Here is a 17,224-nt window from a genome sequence, read left to right on the forward strand (position 1 = left end):
AGGGCTAGTGTTCGCCGATATAGACATCCTTGTTCTGCTCGCGGATCTCGAGGAACTTGTCGAGATTGGCCATCATCAGCTCGACCAGCTGGGGATCGAAGTGTTGTCCCTTCTCCTCTTCGATGAGAGCCAGCACCTTTTCCAGCGGCCATGCCTTCTTGTAGCAGCGGTCAGAACCCAGTGCATCGAATACATCTGCCAGTGCCACAATGCGTCCCTCCAGCGGGATATCTGCCCCTTTCAGACCGCGTGGATAGCCGCTGCCATTCCACTTTTCATGGTGATTGCCCGCTATGGTGGCGCCGATCTGGAACAGTGCCAAGTCGCTGCCGGAGAGCATGTCCTGTCCCAGTTGGGCATGGGTTTTCATGATCTCCCACTCTTCCGGGGTCAGCTTGCCCGGCTTGTGCAAGATGGCATCAGGGATGCCGACCTTGCCGATATCGTGCAGCGGTGAAGCGCGTTTTATCAGCTCGCTCTGCTCTTCGCTCATTCCGAGCAGATGGCAGAACTGCTCGGTATAGAGCGCGACCCGTTTGACATGCAGCCCCGACTCTTTGGAGCGGGTTTCGACCAGTTCACCGATGCGGTAGATGATCTCGCGTTGGTTATCGGCGATCACTTCGTTGAGACGGATGTTCTCCAGCGCCACTATGATGTTTTCGGTAAAGAGAGTGAGCAGGCTGGTATCGATCTGGCTGAGCTGGCGCGTTGTCTCTATATGGAACAACAGGTGGTGGCGAGGGTTTTGGCAGTAGAGAACCATCTGGTTGGTGCTGTAGACATTGCTGCCCTGTGCCATCGCCTGGCGCAGGATCTCGGGAGCATCTGTCAGCCGCATCGCGGCGTGACCCGGCAGCAGGGGTTCAAGCAGCTGATCCTTTACCTCGTAGGTGTATTGCTTTACGTCGTAGATTTGGGTTTCCCCCAGATGGAGCAGGGCGCTCAGCTGCTCCTGTGCTCCCTCAACAAATTGGCGTAGGGCCCGCTTCTCGAAAATTCCCTTGGAGGCTTCGATAACTTTCTCGAGCCCCTGCCGGTTGCTCTCCAGAGTGCGGATATCTCTATATGAACGCAGACTGGCACGCAGCAGGGTTCGCAGCTTCTGTGAGGTAAGCTCGGTCTTGTCCTTGTAGTCGTTGATGTCATAGTTGGTGACAACGTCATCTTCCGGTGCCTGACCGGGCTGGCCGGTTCTGAGCACGATGCGCACCATCTTGTTTTGCAGATCTTCGCGGACGTATTTGACGACGTCGAGACCGGCATGGTCGACTTCCATCACCACATCCAGCAGCAGCAGGGCGACATCCGGCGTAGTCGCCAGCAGCTCCTTGGCTTGTGCTGCGGAATAGGCGTGCAGAAAGTCGATGGGGCGATTGTCAAACTCGAACTTGTTCAGGGTGATCTTGGTGATGCGATGAACCTCGGGTTCATCGTCAACGATCATCACTTTCCAGCCCGCTTGCTGCACATCGGTGAGAGCAAGATCGTCGTCATCAATAATCAGGATTTCGTCATCCATCATACAATCCTGTTTGGCATCCTGTGCTTACATTAACTGCTCAACTAAGGATAGGAAACTTATTGAGAAATAAAATTTGATCTCGCAAAACTATGGTCGAAATAAGCAAATGGAACCCTTTGGTCAATCCAGGTGAGGTGCGAGCTTTCTGTTGTGAATCAAGGTGTCCCAATGCACCACCTTGTGTCCCTCGCTCGGTTGAGCCGCAAGAGGGAAAAAGCCAATCCGCTTCGGATTAAGGATGAAGGCGAGAATAGATCTCATTTGATAATTATTCCTATTTAAAGGTAGCATGCAGACTGATTCGAAGAGGAGTTTATCCGTGACCCAGAGCCTGCCTCCCAATCGCCCCCGTCTGGTGACGGTCAAGCGAGTGCAACAACTTACCCCTCATCTGCGGCGCATCACCTTTGGCGGCCGTGAACTGGCCGATTATCCCTTTACCTGCGGTGGCGCCCATATCAAGGTGATGCTGGCCCAGCCTCATCAGAGCGAACCCGTCATGCCTGCCATGACGGCGGGCGGCCCGCGCTGGAGCAATCCGGCGGATAAGCCGGTCATCCGCACCTACACCATCCGTGTATTTCGCCGTGATGAGCTGGAGCTCGATATCGACTTTGTTCTTCATGGCGATAGTGGGCCAGCCAGCGCCTTTGCTACCCACGCCAAGCCGGAGGATAAGGTGATCCTGTCCGGGCCGGGTGGCCCCAACCCCATGCTGCAACCGGCAGAGCACTACTCTCTGGTGGGCGATCTCACCGCCTTGCCAGCCATCATGGCGATGTGTGAAGTGATGCCTGCCGATGCCAGCGGGGAGATTGCCATACTGGTGCCGGATCAGGCGGATGCTCAGCCGCTGACACTGCCGGTCGGTGTACGCTGTCACTGGTTTGTGGGAGAGCCTGCAACCAGCGGCATTCTGGAGCATGTGCAGGCCTTGCCTCTCTCTCGGGATGGCGGTTTCTTCTGGCTAGGCGGGGAAGAGGCGCTGGTGCTGCCGCTGCGTCGCCATTGCCGCGGCGTGCTCGACGTGGAGCGTCAATCGCTCTATGCGGTGCCGTACTGGCGCCGGGGCAAGAGTGAAGAGGCCTATCATCAGACCCGCCATGATGTGATGGATAGCTGAGCAGAAGAGAGCCCGTCACACATCAAAACTTGCAAATAAAAATGATTTGCATTTAGTATTGCGCCGTCCGGGTATTCGTCCGGGCGGCGTTTTTATTTCCGTTGACACAAGAGCGCCCTGTTTTCACGTCGGTTTGGCTGCATGCTGTCAGACCCCAACGCAAGGAGTCGTAAAGGGTGGTTAAGTACCAGACCCATCTGTTCTGGCTGGCATTGCTCCTTCTCTGCACGCTGTTTTGCCTCTCGCTGGCTACCGGTGCCGGCGTCTATGGTGCCCGCGAGGTGTTCGGGTATCTGACGCACAATCCCCTGTGGGTTAATGACGAGAAGCTCGCCATGGTGCTCAATACCTTGCGACTGCCGCGCACCCTCTGTGCCATGGTGGTCGGTGCCTCTTTATCTCTGGCTGCCTCCTTGTTGCAGAGCGCGACCCGCAACCCGCTGGCAGAACCTGGTCTGCTCGGGGTTAACGCCGGGGCCGTTTTTGCGCTGGTGGTGGGGCTTACCTGGTTCGGGGTGGAGTCCGCCTACGGCTATCTGCTCTGGGCCGGACTCGGCGCGCTGCTTGGCAACGTGATTGTGCTGGGGCTCGGCATGATGATTGGCCGATCCAACCCCCTCAAGCTGATTCTGGTCGGGGTGGCGCTCTCCGCCACTTTCGGCGGTCTCTCCAGCTTTCTGCTGCTCTCCAACAAGATGGTGCTGGAGCAGTACCGCTTCTGGAACCTCGGCTCCCTGTCGGCGGCCAATCTCGATGCCATCGTCGCCGTGCTGCCCTTCGTGCTGGCGGCGTTTGTCATCACCCTGCTGCTCTGTCGCCAGCTGACCCTGATGCAGATGGGGGACAGTCAGGCCCAGGCACTCGGGATCCGCCCCAATCGGGTGCGGATTGGCGTGCTGTTGGCCGCCACCCTGTTTACCGCCAGTGCCATCGCCATCGCCGGCCCCATCGGCTTTGTCGGCTTTCTGGCCGCCTACTGTGGCCGACTGGTAGAGCCGGTGAAGCTGTCGGTGCAGGTCTGTTTCTCCGCCCTGTTCGGCATGCTGTTTCTGCTGTTGGCCGACATTCTGGCGCGCTGGCTGATCCAGCCGTTCGAGCTGCCCAACGGGGTTATTCTGGCCCTGATCGGTGCACCTGTGCTGATCGCCATTGTTCATCGCGGGGGCTTTCGTACCCTGCTGACCGTCAAGTGAGGGGCTGATGCGCACACCTACCGATATGCTCTGCCTGCGGGCCGGCAACCGCTCTGTGCTGATCCATCTGCCGAGCTGGCGCTGGCTGGCTCTGCTGGCCATGGCGCTGCTGGCGCTTGCTCTGCTGGCCCTGAGCGTTGGCGGCGGCAAGCTCGGCTTTGCCGGGGTGGTCAACACCCTGCTGGGGGAGGGGACCCGGCTTGAGCAGCTCACCCTGTTCAAGATCCGGCTGCCGCGCATCCTTGGGGTGGTGGTGGCGGGGGCCGCCATGGGGCTCTCCGGCTGTCTGGTGCAAACTCTGGTTCGCAATCGGCTGGCCACCCCCGACATGGTGGGAGTCAACAACGGGGCCTCTCTGGCCATCATCGTCTTCTCCCTCTATCTGACTGTGGGGAGCTGGCCCTGGTGGGCCGCGCCCATCGGAGCCATCTTCGCGGCGCTGGTGCTCTATGCCCTCTGCCGCAAACCGGGTGAGCAGGGCTATCTGTTCGTGGTGATCGGTATCGGCCTCTCCGAGCTGTTCGAGGCGCTCGGCCAGTTTGTGATGTCCACTCAGGCCCTGTTGCACCTGAGCTCCCTCTATCTGTGGAACATGGGCAGCTTTATCGCCGTGGGTTACAGCACCATCACTCCCATCGCCATCCTGTTGCTGCTGCTCTGCCCCTGGATTGTCTATCTCTCCCGCTCGCTGGCGGTGCTGCGCTTTGGTCCCGAGATGGCCAGAGGGCTTGGCGTCAACGGCGATCGGGTGCAGCTGGGCATTCTGGCGCAGGCCATCCTGGTGGCAGCGCTCGGCACCGCCATCGGCGGCCCCGTGGTCTTTATCGCCATGGCGGCCCCCATTCTCGCCTCCTGGCTGGTGAAAGATCGGGTGGTGCCGCTCTGGCTGGCGGCACTCAGCGGTGCCCTGCTGCTGCTTGCCAGCGATACCCTGGTCCGGGTGCTGGCCAGCCCCCACGAGGTGGCGACCGGCATCATGACCCGCATTCTCGGCGGCCTGTTGCTGCTTTTTCTTCTTGTTAACGATCGCCAGAGGGCTGACTGATGACGCTCACCGTAAATCGCCTCCATTTCGCCTATCAGCAGACCCCCATTTTGCGGGATATCTCCTTCAGCGTGCCGAGGGGCAAGCTGGTGGGGATCGTCGGCCCCAACGGCTGCGGTAAATCGACCCTGCTCAAGCTGTTATCCGGCCAGATGAAAGCCCAAAGCGGCGAGATCCTGCTCAAGGGCAAGCCGCTTTCCAGCTACCCCATGAAGGGGTTGGCACGGGAGCTCGCCTATCTGCCCCAGCGACCGACCCTGCCTGCCGGCATTCTGGTGGAGCAGCTGGTGCAATATGGCCGCCATCCCCATCAGGGCTGGTTCAATCAGTGGGGAGAGGAGGATGCCCGCATGGTGCGCATCGCCTGCGAGCGGATGCAGCTTGAGGGGATCTGGCAGCAGAGCGCCGCATCTCTCTCCGGCGGGCAGGCGCAGCGGGCGTGGCTTGCGATGATCCTGGCGCAGGACAGCGACATGGTGCTGCTCGACGAGCCTACCAGCGCCCTCGATATCGGCCACCAGACCGAGGTCATGGAGGCTATCCACCGCATCACCGCCGAGGGCAAAACCGTGCTGCTGGTGATCCATGATCTGGCGATGGCGGCCCGCTACTGCGACGAGCTGATCGCCATCGGCAATGGCGAGATTGCCGCCATGGGCCCGGCCCGGGAGGTGGTGACCAAGTCTCTGATTGACCGGCTCTACCAGACCAGTGTCGACATTCTGCATGCCCCCGGTGACGGTGCGCCCGTTATCGTGCCGCGCCGCCATGAGCAAGTCAGCCAATGGCGGTCGGCCAGTTGAGATTGTGCGAAACCGGCATCGGCCTGTTTCGCGAACCTTCCCACCGCTGACTTGTATGCAAGCAGCACAACACAGGAGTGAGATGATGAAGCGTTTTGCCGCCCTGACAACAGCCATTCTGATGCTGGCCGCGCCGCTGGTTCAGGCGCAGGAGATGCGTGAAGTGACCGATGCGTTTGGCCAACAGGTGCAGGTGCCGGTCAAGCCACTGCGAGTGGTGACCTTGAGCGAGTTCGATCTCGACAGCGCCCTGACCCTGGGGCTGACCCCCATCGGTGCCGTCAATGGTCGTGGCCAGCCCACCATGCCACGTTACCTGCTGGAGAAGGGGGTAAGCGATATCAAGGTGATCGGCGATCTCGACAGCCCCAATCTGGAGTCGCTGATTGCGCTGGAGCCCGACCTTATCCTGACCGGCCAGACCCGTCCCGAGCTGCTGGCCCTGCTGGGTGAGATCGCGCCGACCGTGGTCACCGGCAAGTGGGGCGAGCCGTGGCTGGATATGTTCCGCCGCACCGCTCATACCCTCAACCGCGACAAGGAGGGGGAGGCTTTCCTCAAGCGTTATGAAGAGCGGCTGGCAGAGGCGCGCAGCAAGCTGGCAGACCATCAGGGGGAGAGCATCAGCATAGTGCGCTGGAATCCCAAGGGGCCGAGCTTTATGTATCAGGGGACGTTTGCCAGCAGCGTGGTGGAGTCGATGGGGCTGGTACGCCCAAGCAAGCAGCAGGGTACCGGCGCCCCTCACTCGCCGCCCCTGAGTCTTGAGTCCCTCAATCTGCTGGATGCCGACTGGCTGGTGATCGGTACCCTGAGCGCTACCGGCGATGCGGTGGATGCCATGCGTCAGGCGGAACAGACCCCTGCGTTCCAGCAGTTGCCGGTGATAAAGGCCAAGCGCTTTGGCGCCGTGGACGGGTCGCTCTGGACCTCAAGCGGCGGCCCGCAGGCAGCATTGCAGGTGATTGCAGATGTGGAGCAGTTGCTGGCAACCCGCAGCTGAGCGCCATCGCACACTTGAGGTTGACCAAACGAAAAGATTGAGCAAAAGAAGAGGGAGGCTGATGCCTCCCTCTTTGTTTATCCGTGCGGTCCGGAGTGAGCCGGGCATTTACTGCGGCTGGAGTTTGGTGAGGGTGAGTTTGCCGGCCGGATTCTCGGCGTGAAAACGCACCGCATCCCCCACCTTCAGATCCTTGAGCAGGGCCGGATCAGCCACCCGAAACACCATGGTCATGGCAGGCATCTTGAGGTTGTTGATCGCCTCATGCTTGATGCCGATTTTGCCGTTGGCCTCGTCGAGGCGGGTAATGACCCCTTTGGTCATCACCTGCTCTCCGGTCATCTGCATATTCATCCCCTCCATCTGGGACATATCGTGCCCCTCATGGCTCATGGTCATCTCAGCCCGGGCTTGGAGAGAGGCAAGGCCAAGCAGCAATGTCAGGGTCAGCGTTTTGTAGTTCATGATGGTTTCCTCATCGTTCAGTCAATATGGATCGTGAAATCGGGTTATTCGGATTGCGGGTTCGCGCTCTTGCCAAGGCTGCGACTGCGCCACAGGTAGTAGGCTGCAGGCAGTACCAGCAGAGTCAGCACCAGCGCGCTCACCATGCCGCCGATCATCGGCGCGGCGATGCGCTGCATCACCTCGGATCCGGTGCCGTGGCTCCACATGATGGGCAATAGGCCCGCGATGATGGTCACCACCGTCATCATCTTGGGGCGCAGGCGCAGGGCGGCGCCGTGGATCACCGCCCGGTGCAGACCCGCTTGATCCGGTTTGCCGCTAGCCATCAGCTCATCCCAGGCGTGGTTGAGGTAGACCAGCATCAGCACGCCCGTCTCCACCGCTACCCCGGCCAGAGCGATAAAGCCCACCCCGACCGCTACCGAGAGGTTGAAGTCGAGCAGCCAGAGGGTCCAGATCCCCCCCACTACCGCCAGCGGCAAAGTGGTGAGAATGAGCAGCACCTCCTGAAAGCGGCGAAACGCCAGATAGAGCAGCAGCACGATAATGGCGACGGTTAATGGCACCACGTAGGCGAGGCGCGCCTTGGCCCGCTCCATGTATTCGTATTGGCCCGACCAGGTGAGGGCGTAGCCCGCCGGCAGCATCAGCTGCTTGCCCACTTCGGCTTTGGCTTGCGCGACAAAAGAGCCGATATCGCGGCCGCGAATATCGACGTAGACCCAGCCGTTGAGCCGCGCGTTTTCGCTGCGCAGCATGGGGGCCTCGTCGCTGATATAGACCCGCGCCACGTCCGCCAGGGCGATGCGCGCACCGCTCGGCGTCACCACCGGCAGCAGCTCGAGGCTGGCTACCGAGTCGCGATAGCTCTGTGGATAGCGCAGGTTGATGGGGTAGCGCTCGCGCCCCTCGATGGTCTGGCCCACCTCCATGCCGCCCACTGCGGTGGCGAGCACCGCCTGCACATCGGCGATGTTGAGGCCATAGCGGGCCGCTTTCAGCCGGTCGATATCCACCTTGACGTAGCGGCCGCCCGCCACCCGCTCGGCGTAGACCGATGCCGCGCCCTCCACCTTGCCGACGATCTGCTCCAGCTGCTGGCCAAGCTGCTGGATCACCTTGAGATCCGGCCCAGCTATCTTGATACCGACCGGGGTTTTGATGCCGGTCGCCAGCATGTCGATGCGGGTCTTGATGGGGGGCACCCAGGCGTTGGTAAGGCCGGGGAAGCGGATGAGGGAGTCGAGCTCCTCCTTGAGCTTCTCCGGAGTCATGCCGGGGCGCCACTGATCGCGTGGCTTGAGCTGGATGCTGGTCTCCATCATCACCAGATCAGCGGGGTCGGTAGCGGTCTCGGCGCGCCCCGCCTTGCCGAACACGTTCTGCACCTCGGGCACGGTACGAATCAGCTTGTCGGTCTGCTGCAAAATTTCCCGCGCCTTGCCCACCGAGATATTGGCCGCGGTGGTGGGCATATACATGATGTCCCCCTCATCGAGCGGCGGTATGAATTCGGAGCCCAGGTACTTGAGCGGCCAGAAGCCCGCGATGGTCACCACGGCGGCGATGGCCAGGGTGGTTTTCGGGCGGGCCAGCACGGCTTTCAGCAGTGGCACATAGCCCTGGCTCAGCCAGCGGTTCAGCGGGTTGGCCTGCTCGGCCAGCACCTTGCCACGGATGAAGTAACCCATGATCACTGGTACCAGCGTGATGGCGAGCGCGGCCGCCGCTGCCATGGCGTAGGTCTTGGTGTAGGCAAGAGGGTGGAACATCCGTCCCTCCTGCGCCTCCAGCGCAAATACCGGCAGGAAGCTGATGGTGATGATCAGCAGGGAGAAGAAGATGGCGGGACCCACTTCGATGCTCGCCTCGGTGATGATGCGCCAGCGGTTCTTGTCGGTGAGCGCCTCCCGCTCCATATGCTTGTGGACGTTCTCAATCATCACGATGGCGCCATCCACCATGGCGCCGATGGCGATGGCGATACCACCAAGGGACATGATGTTGGCGTTGATCCCCTGCAGGTGCATCACGATAAAGGCCACCAGAATAGCGATGGGCAAGGTGATGACCACTACCAGTGACGAGCGCAGATGGAACAGGAAGGCGAGGCAGACCAGCACCACTACCGCGAACTCTTCCAGCAGCTTGCCGGAGAGGTTGTCGATGGCGCGCTGGATAAGATCGGATCGATCGTAGACGGTGACGATCTCCACCCCCTCTGGCAGGCTGCTTTTCAGCTCCGCCAGTCGCGCCTTGACCCCGTCTATGGTGTGCTGGGCATTCTCGCCGTAGCGCATCACAATGATGCCGCCCACCACTTCACCTTCGCCGTTGAGCTCGGCAATGCCGCGCCGCATCTGGGGGCCGGTGACCACATCCGCCACATCCCCTAGCAGCAGCGGAGCGCCGCGTACCGTGGTACCGAGCGGGATCTGCTTCAGATCCTCGACGCTCTTCAAATAGCCATTGGAGCGCACCATGTACTCCGCTTCCGCCATCTCGATGACGGAGGCACCGGTCTCCTGATTGCCCTGCTTGATGGCGGTCTCGATAAGAGAGAGCGGGATGCCGTAGGCGCGCAGCTTGCCCGGGTCGACCTGCACCTGATACTGGCGCACCATGCCGCCCACGGTGGCGACTTCTGAGACCCCGTCCACCGTCTGCAGCTCGTACTTGAGGAACCAGTTTTGCAGCGAGGTGAGCTGGCTGAGGTCGTGCTTGCCGGTTCTGTCCACCAGCGCGTACTGGTAGACCCAACCCACCCCGGTGGCATCGGGGCCGAGCTGGGGTCGGGCTGAGGCGGGCAGGTTGGGGGCAACCTGGCTCAGATACTCCAGCACCCGGGCGCGGGCCCAGTAGAGGTCGGTGTTGTCGTCAAACAGCACATAGACGAAGGAGTCGCCGAAGAAGGAGTAGCCGCGCACCGTGGTGGCCCCCGGCACCGCCAGCATGGCGGTGGTGAGCGGGTAGGTCACCTGATCCTCCACCACCTGAGGTGCTTGGCCCGGGTAGGAAGTCTTGATGATCACCTGCACGTCGGAGAGATCCGGCAGGGCATCCACCGGTGTCTGTTTGACCGACCAGAGCCCCCAGGCGGTGAGCATGAGGGTCAATAGCAGCACTAGGAAGCGGTTGCCCACGGACCAGCGAATGATGGAAGGGATCATGATCTGGCTCCTTCCTCTAGGCGTGGCGTGAATGGCAGGACATGGTTGCTAGTAAAGCGGCAAGAGATCGACGGTATCATGACTTCTTCTCCATCTCGGGCATCGCCATCTGATGCTGGCTATGGTCCATGCCTTCCATCTTCTCCATCTCATCCGTTGCGGGCTTGACGTCGCCGTCAGTAGCGGGTGACTTCTCCTGATAGATGGTGGTGATACGGTACTCATCCCCCTCCTGCATCACCTGCAGATGGAGGGTTTGCCCCTCGGCCAGCGTGCTCATGTCGACCCCTTCGGCGACGGTGAACTCCATCTCCATGGCGGGCCACTGCCACTCGGGGATGGGTTGGTGGGCCACCATCAGAGTGCGATTGGCCAGATCGATGCTCTGTACAGTCCCTTGAGTCCACACTTGGGCAGGGCGTACCGCCGTCATGCGCAGGAAGTCCGAGTCGATGGCCGATTCCGAATCGAGCAGGAACTGGGCCGAGCTGACTATGCTGTCATCCGCTTCCACCCCCGCCTTGATGGCCACCTTGTCGCCAAACTGGGGGCCGAGGGTGACGGCGACCGACTTGAAGTTGCCATCCCCCAGCGCCAGTACCAGCCGATCCTGACTGCCGGTGCGGATCACCGCTTCGCTCGGCACCACCAGCTGCGGTTCTCCTTTGCCAGTGCGAATGGCCACCTCGGCGAACATATTGGGTTTCAAAAACTCATCCGGGTTGTCAAAGCGCAGCCGCACCTTGAGGGTGCGAGTGGCGGCATCCAGGGTCGGATAGAGGTAATCCACCTTACCTTGCCAGCTGCGGCCGGGTGCATAGTCCAGGGTCATGGTGACCGGATCGCCGACTTTCAGCTGGGCGGCCTGGCGCTCGAACACCTCGGCGCTGACCCACACCTGCTGCAGGGTGCTGATATTGAACAGCGCTGCGGCGGGCTCCACGTACTGCCCTTCGCGCACTTTGAGCTCAGAGACATAGCCGCTGCTGGGGGCGTAAATGCTGATGGTTTCGCGCACCTGACGGCTGCGTTTAAGGGCGGCGATTTGATCAGGCGGCACCTGCAGGGACTTGAGCTTGCCCTCGGCGGCGCGTAGCAGCAGGGGGTTGGCGGTGTTGAGGGCGAGCAGGTATTCGTGCTGGGCGTTGACCAGATCCGGCGCGTAGAGCTCGTAGATAAGGCTCCCCTTGGTGACCTTCTGCCCTTCGCTCTTGATGGCGAGGGTGCGGATCCAGCCCGCCATGCGGGCGTTGATGGCCTCCAGCCGATCTTCGTCATAGCCGACGTAACCCACGGTCTCAATCTGCTGGTGGATGGGCAACCGTTCGACCTTGGCCAGCCGTACCCCCAGATTCTGCTGGATCTCTGGGCTGATGGTGACTGTGCCCGGCGAGCCGTTTTTTTGCTCCTCATAGACGGGGATAAAGTCCATTCCCATGTTGTCCTTGGCGGGGCCGTCGCGCTTGTCGCGTGGATCCATGGGGTTGACCCAGTAGAGCGGCGTCTTCTCCTTGGCCGCGGTGTCAGCGGTGCTCTGTTTGGCGGCCCAGTAGCCGCCACCGGCGCCAAGGGCGAGCAATAGGGCCGACATCAGGATGGTCTTGTTCATAACAGGCCTCCGGCGCGGATCTGCATGCAAAAAGTGCAGGAGGATAAGGCGCCCGCGAAGGCAGCAACCTTGGACGGTGAAAAGTGGGCTGGTGACATGACATCTCTTCTCTTGTGCAGGCCGCCGGGCGGGTGAGGTGCAAGGCAACACCAAAGGGGCTGGCGGCAAACGGGGCGTTGCTGACGAGTCAGCGGACGCACGGCTCCCTGTTGCTGGCGGGGCCAGTGGTCACAGGGTCAAGCGATAAAGGTGTGCAGATAGGGGCAAGGTGAGCCTTGCCCCATGCACGGGAGAAGATCGTTCTAGTGGCGCAGCACCGACAGCATCAGGTGTCGGCGTGGCCAGGAGGGAGGATGGGTACCGCGGGATCGCAGGAAGGGATCCCGCAACCAGTTATCAAGCAGTGCAGTTGCGAAGTTGCTGCCAAGCAGCAGGGGGAAGATCAGCAGGGCGACCAGTACCCCCAGCAGAGCCATCGCCCCAAAGGAGAGGGCATTGACGCCGGTCTGCATCTGGCACTCATCGCCCATGGCTGACCCATCGTTTCCCTGATGGCAGGAGAGGGTCATGCCATCGCCCGGGTGATCCATGGCGGGCATTGCATGAGAGAGCTCGCCATCCGCCATCGCCATGGATGAATCGAACATCACCATCGGCAGGGGGCTGCTTTGGGTCGTCTCGGAGGAGAGGGGAGAAGCATGCCAGCTGATGCAGAGGGTCAGATTGCACACGAGCAGCAGCGCCAGCAACAGCCGGGCCAGAGCAACGCAGGGCAATCTTGCAGCAAGCTGGATGAGTGACAAACTGGATATCCTTCTGGATCAGATGGTTGGACTGTAAACCTTGCCACAGGGATAAGGTCAAGGCGCGCTCGCAGGCACCATGAAGGGGAAGAAGATATAAAAAAGACCCCCGCAGGTGCGGGGGTAAGGGTTATCGGCGTGGCAACAGGCTCGGCCTTACTGCTTCGCTCCTTTTTCCGAGCCTCGCATGATGAGGCGGAAGAAGAGCGGGATAAAGAAGATGGCGATAAAGGTCGCGGCCAGCATGCCGCCGATGACCGGCCAGCCAAGGGCATGGCGGCTCGCCGCACCGGCCCCGCTGGAGGTGACGAGCGGCACACAGCCGAGGATGAAGGCGAGCGAGGTCATCACGATGGGGCGAAAACGCAGGCGCGCGGCCTCCAGTGCTGACTCGATGAGGCTCATTCCCTCTTCGTGCTTCATCACCGCGAACTCCACGATAAGGATGGCGTTCTTGGCCGCCAGCCCGACGAGCGTTACCAACCCTATCTGGAAGTAGACGTTGTTGGTCAGACCCACCAGCCAGGTGGCCAGCAGAGCGCCGAACAGGGCGAACGGCACCGCGGTGATCACCGCAAACGGCAGGCTCCAGCGCTCATACTGGGCGGCCAGAATGAGGAAGATCATCACGATGCCGAAGCCAAAGGCCATGCCTGCGCTGCCGGCAGCCGCCTTCTCCTGATAGGCGGAGCCGGTCCACTCCAGCTTGGCGTCGTTGCCCAAGGTGTTGTTGGCCACCTCTTCCAGCGCGGCGATGGCCTGACCCGAGCTGTAGCCAGGCGCCGGCTGCGCCATGATCTTGGCCGCCTGGAAGATGTTGAAACGCTCGACCAGCTCGGGGCCGGTGGCGTCACGCACAGTGACCAGGCTGCTCAGCGGGATCATCTCCCCCTTGTTGGATCGGACATAGACATTGCGGATGTCGCTCTTCTTGGCGCGGTAGTCCGCCTCGGATTGCAACTGTACCCGGTAGGTACGGCCGAACTGGTTGAAGTCGTTGACATAGACCTGACCGAAAGTGGCCTGCATGGTGTCAAACACCGCGTTGATGGGCAGCCCCAGCGCCTTGGCCTTTTCGCGATCCAGGTCGAGATAGACCTGCGGCACGTTGGCGCGGTAGGTGGTGGTGACGCTGGCAAACTCCGGGCGCTCCTTGGCTGCTTCGAGGAAGCGCTGCACTTCGGCCGAAAACTCCTGGGCATTGCCCGAGCCGCGGTTCTGCAGATACCCCTCAAGGCCGCCGGTGGTGGACATCCCTTGAATGGGAGGCGGGTTGAAGGAGGCAACGAAACCGTCCGCCAGCCCCATCATGCTCATTCCTTGCAGGGTTTTGGCCAGCGAGAAGGAGTCGGCACCGGCCTCTTTGCGCTCGCTCCAGTCCTTCAGGGTAATGAAGGTGAGGCCGCTGTTGCTGACGATGGCGCTGGAGAGGATGTCAAAGCCCGAGAAGGTGATGACATCCTTCACGTTGGGGTTGGCCATGGCGATCTTGTCGAACTGGTTGGCGACCGCCTGGGTACGGGTCATGGCGGCGGCATCCGGCAGCATGACTGCGGAGATGAGGTAACCCTGATCTTCGTTCGGGACCAGCTCTCCCGGCACCTTGAGGAAGAGGCCGTAGATGGAGAGCAGCAGCACTGCGATGATGCCAAAAGCAACGGCCACCCGGCGGTTGAGGAAGGCTACGCCGCGCACATAGCCGCGGGTCAGCTGATCAAACTTGTCGTTGAACCAGACGAAGAAACGGGCCGGTTTGTGGTGTCCCTCTTTGAGCAACACGGCACAGAGGGCCGGGGAGAGGGTCAGTGCCACCAGACCGGAGATAGCGACCGACACGGCAACCGTGATGGCGAACTGCTTGTACATCACCCCCGTCATGCCGCCCATGAAGGCGACCGGCAGGAACACGGCGCACAGCACCAGCACGATGGCGACCACCGGGCCGGAGACCTCCTGCATGGCGAGAATGGCCGCCTCTTTGGGCGAGCACTTCCTCTCCTGCATGATCCGCTCGACGTTCTCCAGCACCACGATGGCGTCATCCACCACGATACCGATGGCGAGCACCATGCCGAACAGGGTGAGCAGGTTGATGGAGAAGCCCAGCACCAGCATGCCGGCGAAGGTACCGATGAGCGATACCGGCACCGCGATGCAGGGGATCAGGGTGGCGCGGAAGTTCTGCAGGAACAGATAGACCACCACGAACACCAGCACGATCGCCTCGAACAGGGTGTAGACCACCTCCTCGATGGAGATCTTCACAAACTCGGTGGTGTCGTAGGGGATCTGGTACTCCACATCCTGCGGGAAGCGCTCCTTGAGCCGCTCCATGGTGTCGTGCACCGCACCGGCCACCGCCACGGCGTTGGCGCCCGGCTGCAGGTAGGTGGCGATACCGATGGCCGGTTTGCCGTTGGCCCGGGCCAGGACGTCATAATCCTTGCCGCCCAGCTCGACCCGCGCCACATCCTTCACCCGGATCTTGGAGCCGTCAGGCATGGAGCGAACGATGATGTTTTCGAACTCCTTGACGTCCTCAAGACGCCCCTTGGTCTGCACCGTGTAGGTGAAATCGACCGGGGCCGAGGTAGGCTGGGCACCGATCTTGCCCGCCGCAAACTGGGTATTCTGTTCACGAATGGCGCCGATCACGTCGCTTGGGGTGAGTTCGAGCTGGGCCAGTCGATCCGGTCGCAGCCAGATGCGCATGGCGTAGTCGGTACCGCCAAACAATGTGGTATCACCGATGCCGGGAATCCGCTTGAGCTCGTCGATGATGTTGAGCAGGGCATAGTTCGAGAGATAGGTGGTATCAAACGAGCCGTTCGGCGATTGCAGGGTCACCACCTGCAGGATGGCTGTCGACTTCTTCTTGACCGTGACCCCCTGCTTTTTCACCTCTTCCGGCAGCTGGGCCATGGCGGCCGAGACCCGGTTGTTGACGTTGATGGTGGCCTGATCCGGGTCGGTGCCGATCTCGAAGTAGACGTTGAGGTTCATCTGGCCGTTGGAGGCAGAACCTGACTGCATGTAGATCATCTGCTCCACGCCGTTGATCTGCTGCTCAAGTGGTGCGGCAACGGTCTGGGAGATCACTTCCGGGGTGGCGCCCGGATAGAAAGCAGTCACCGAGACCACCGGCGGGGTGATCTGCGGGTACTGCTCGATGGGAAGCGATCGCATCGCCGCCAGCCCGCCCAGCACGATAATGATCGAAATCACGCTGGCGAAGATGGGGCGTTCGATAAAGAACTTGGAAAACATGCGAACTCCTTACTTGGCCGCGGACTGTCGAACCAGCTTGGCACTGATGGCCTGCATCTCTTCGGCAGAGACCGGCTTGACCACGCTGCCGGGGCGAGCCTTCATCAGCCCCTCGACGATGTAGTGCTCGCCCGGCTCAAGACCGCTGTCGATCAGCACGCCATCGGCAACCACCGCCCCCAGCTTGACCGGACGGGGCACGACCTTGTTGTCGGCATCCACTACCATCACCATGCGGTCAGCCTGGGACTGAACGATGGCACGCGGCGGCACCACGATGGCGTTTTTGCGGGTACCCAGATCGATGGTCATGCGCACGAACTGGCCCGGCATCAGCACGCCATTTTTGTTGTCGAAGATGGCGCGGGCACGGATGGTGCCGGTCTGGGGATCGACCCGGTTGTCGGAGAAGTTGAGCTTGCCCGCCTCGGGATAGACGGAGCCGTCAGCCAGACGGATGTGGGTGCGCCAGTTGGTGGCATCCTTGGATTCAATCAACCCTTTTTTCACCGAGTTCTCGAAGTTGAGGCGATCCTGCTCCGAGTAGGAGAAGTTGACGTAGAGCGGGTTGTACTGGGTGATGGTGGTCAGCAGGCTGCTGTCGCCACTGGTGGAGATAAGGCTGCCTTCGGACTGGGAGCTCTTGCTCGCCATGCCGTCGATGGGGGCGGTCACCTCGGTGTAGCTGAGGTTGAGTTCGGCCTCTTTGACCTTGGCCTGAACGGCCTGCAGACTGGCGACGGCCGCCTCGTAGTTGGCGAGGGTGTCGTCATAATCCTTGCGGCTCACCACCTGACGCTTGAAGAGCGGGATGATGCGATCCCGATCGGCGCGTGCTTTGTTGAGACGGGCCTGCTCCTGAGCAAGGGATCCCTTGGCCTGTTCGAGAGCTACCTTGTAGGGCTCGGGGTCGATGAGGAACAGCTGCTGACCGGCGGTGACCGGCTGGCCCTCGACATAGGTGCGCTTGAGCAGAATGCCGCTCACCCGCGAACGCACTTCAATTTCACGAAAACCTGCGGTCTCGCCCACCATCTCGGTGGTGAGCGGCACATCGGTCAGGGTCACTTCATTGACCACGACAGGAAAGGCCGGAACACTCTGGGCCGCCGGGGTGGATTCACCGCCACAACCGCTCAGTCCGCCGATCAGCGCCAGAGTCAGCAGGGCGCGCTTGAGCGGGGCATCTGCACCAGCCATGCCAATCTCTTTGCT

Annotated in this window: 12 protein-coding genes; 5 read left to right on the forward strand and 7 right to left on the reverse strand. The window is 61.3% G+C overall.

What is annotated here, in order from left to right; all coding sequences use genetic code 11:
* Nucleotides 1–4: 4 nt before the first annotated feature.
* A complete protein-coding gene (locus tag LG31_RS0109650; RefSeq protein WP_033114262.1) occupies nucleotides 5–1,522 on the reverse strand; it encodes an HD domain-containing phosphohydrolase in 1,518 nt (505 codons plus the stop codon).
* Nucleotides 1,523–1,844: 322 nt separating this feature from the next.
* On the opposite strand from LG31_RS0109650, the gene LG31_RS0109655 reads away from it, so the two are divergent.
* From LG31_RS0109655 to LG31_RS0109675, 5 genes are all read left to right on the forward strand, one after another.
* Nucleotides 1,845–2,648 carry a siderophore-interacting protein gene (locus LG31_RS0109655; RefSeq protein WP_033114263.1) on the forward strand — a complete coding sequence of 268 codons (804 nt, stop codon included), beginning with the start codon at nucleotides 1,845–1,847 and terminating at the stop codon, nucleotides 2,646–2,648.
* 176 nt (nucleotides 2,649–2,824) lie between these two features.
* Entirely contained in the window at nucleotides 2,825–3,841 is a 1,017-nt protein-coding gene (locus LG31_RS0109660) for a FecCD family ABC transporter permease (protein ID WP_033114264.1), read from the forward strand.
* 7 nt (nucleotides 3,842–3,848) lie between these two features.
* Entirely contained in the window at nucleotides 3,849–4,886 is a 1,038-nt protein-coding gene (locus LG31_RS0109665) for a FecCD family ABC transporter permease (protein ID WP_033114265.1), read from the forward strand.
* Complete coding sequence (locus LG31_RS0109670) at nucleotides 4,886–5,689, forward strand: ABC transporter ATP-binding protein (protein WP_033114266.1); 804 nt, start codon at nucleotides 4,886–4,888, stop codon at nucleotides 5,687–5,689. Before LG31_RS0109665 ends, LG31_RS0109670 begins: the two co-directional genes overlap by 1 nt.
* A gap of 85 nt (nucleotides 5,690–5,774) precedes the next feature.
* Nucleotides 5,775–6,692, forward strand: coding sequence for an ABC transporter substrate-binding protein (locus LG31_RS0109675; RefSeq protein ID WP_033114267.1), 918 nt, complete (start codon nucleotides 5,775–5,777; stop codon nucleotides 6,690–6,692).
* A gap of 108 nt (nucleotides 6,693–6,800) precedes the next feature.
* Here the strand turns inward: LG31_RS0109675 and LG31_RS0109680 are convergent, their stop codons facing one another.
* From LG31_RS0109680 to LG31_RS0109705, 6 genes are all read right to left on the reverse strand, one after another.
* On the reverse strand, nucleotides 6,801–7,157 hold the full coding sequence (locus tag LG31_RS0109680; protein ID WP_033114268.1) for a copper-binding protein: 357 nt from the start codon (nucleotides 7,155–7,157) through the stop codon (nucleotides 6,801–6,803).
* Between the two features lie 44 nt (nucleotides 7,158–7,201).
* Nucleotides 7,202–10,330, reverse strand: a complete 3,129-nt coding sequence (locus tag LG31_RS0109685) for an efflux RND transporter permease subunit (protein ID WP_033114269.1) — start codon at nucleotides 10,328–10,330, stop codon at nucleotides 7,202–7,204.
* Nucleotides 10,331–10,406: 76 nt separating this feature from the next.
* Nucleotides 10,407–11,939, reverse strand: a complete 1,533-nt coding sequence (locus tag LG31_RS0109690; protein WP_033114270.1) for an efflux RND transporter periplasmic adaptor subunit — start codon at nucleotides 11,937–11,939, stop codon at nucleotides 10,407–10,409.
* Nucleotides 11,940–12,241: 302 nt separating this feature from the next.
* On the reverse strand, nucleotides 12,242–12,742 hold the full coding sequence (locus LG31_RS0109695) for a hypothetical protein (protein WP_033114271.1): 501 nt from the start codon (nucleotides 12,740–12,742) through the stop codon (nucleotides 12,242–12,244).
* A 156-nt stretch (nucleotides 12,743–12,898) separates the two neighbouring features.
* Nucleotides 12,899–16,009 (reverse strand): efflux RND transporter permease subunit, encoded by a 3,111-nt coding sequence (locus LG31_RS0109700; protein ID WP_033114272.1) that lies wholly within the window; start codon nucleotides 16,007–16,009, stop codon nucleotides 12,899–12,901.
* A gap of 9 nt (nucleotides 16,010–16,018) precedes the next feature.
* Nucleotides 16,019–17,209 (reverse strand): efflux RND transporter periplasmic adaptor subunit, encoded by a 1,191-nt coding sequence (locus LG31_RS0109705; RefSeq protein WP_033114345.1) that lies wholly within the window; start codon nucleotides 17,207–17,209, stop codon nucleotides 16,019–16,021.
* Nucleotides 17,210–17,224 lie beyond the last annotated feature (15 nt).

This window comes from Aeromonas lacus (genome assembly GCF_000764665.1).
GTDB lineage: Bacteria > Pseudomonadota > Gammaproteobacteria > Enterobacterales > Aeromonadaceae > Aeromonas > Aeromonas lacus.

Bases quoted from the DNA above. Each gene is read 5' to 3' on its own strand.
- LG31_RS0109650 (WP_033114262.1), bottom strand. From the start codon at position 1,522: ATGGATGACGAAATCCTGATTATTGATGACGACGATCTTGCTCTCACC.
- LG31_RS0109670 (WP_033114266.1), top strand. From the start codon at position 4,886: ATGACGCTCACCGTAAATCGCCTCCATTTCGCCTATCAGCAGACCCCC.
- LG31_RS0109685 (WP_033114269.1), bottom strand. From the start codon at position 10,330: ATGATCCCTTCCATCATTCGCTGGTCCGTGGGCAACCGCTTCCTAGTG.
- LG31_RS0109700 (WP_033114272.1), bottom strand. From the start codon at position 16,009: ATGTTTTCCAAGTTCTTTATCGAACGCCCCATCTTCGCCAGCGTGATT.
- LG31_RS0109680 (WP_033114268.1), bottom strand. From the start codon at position 7,157: ATGAACTACAAAACGCTGACCCTGACATTGCTGCTTGGCCTTGCCTCT.
- LG31_RS0109705 (WP_033114345.1), bottom strand. From the start codon at position 17,209: ATGGCTGGTGCAGATGCCCCGCTCAAGCGCGCCCTGCTGACTCTGGCG.
- LG31_RS0109690 (WP_033114270.1), bottom strand. From the start codon at position 11,939: ATGAACAAGACCATCCTGATGTCGGCCCTATTGCTCGCCCTTGGCGCC.
- LG31_RS0109665 (WP_033114265.1), top strand. From the start codon at position 3,849: ATGCGCACACCTACCGATATGCTCTGCCTGCGGGCCGGCAACCGCTCT.
- LG31_RS0109675 (WP_033114267.1), top strand. From the start codon at position 5,775: ATGAAGCGTTTTGCCGCCCTGACAACAGCCATTCTGATGCTGGCCGCG.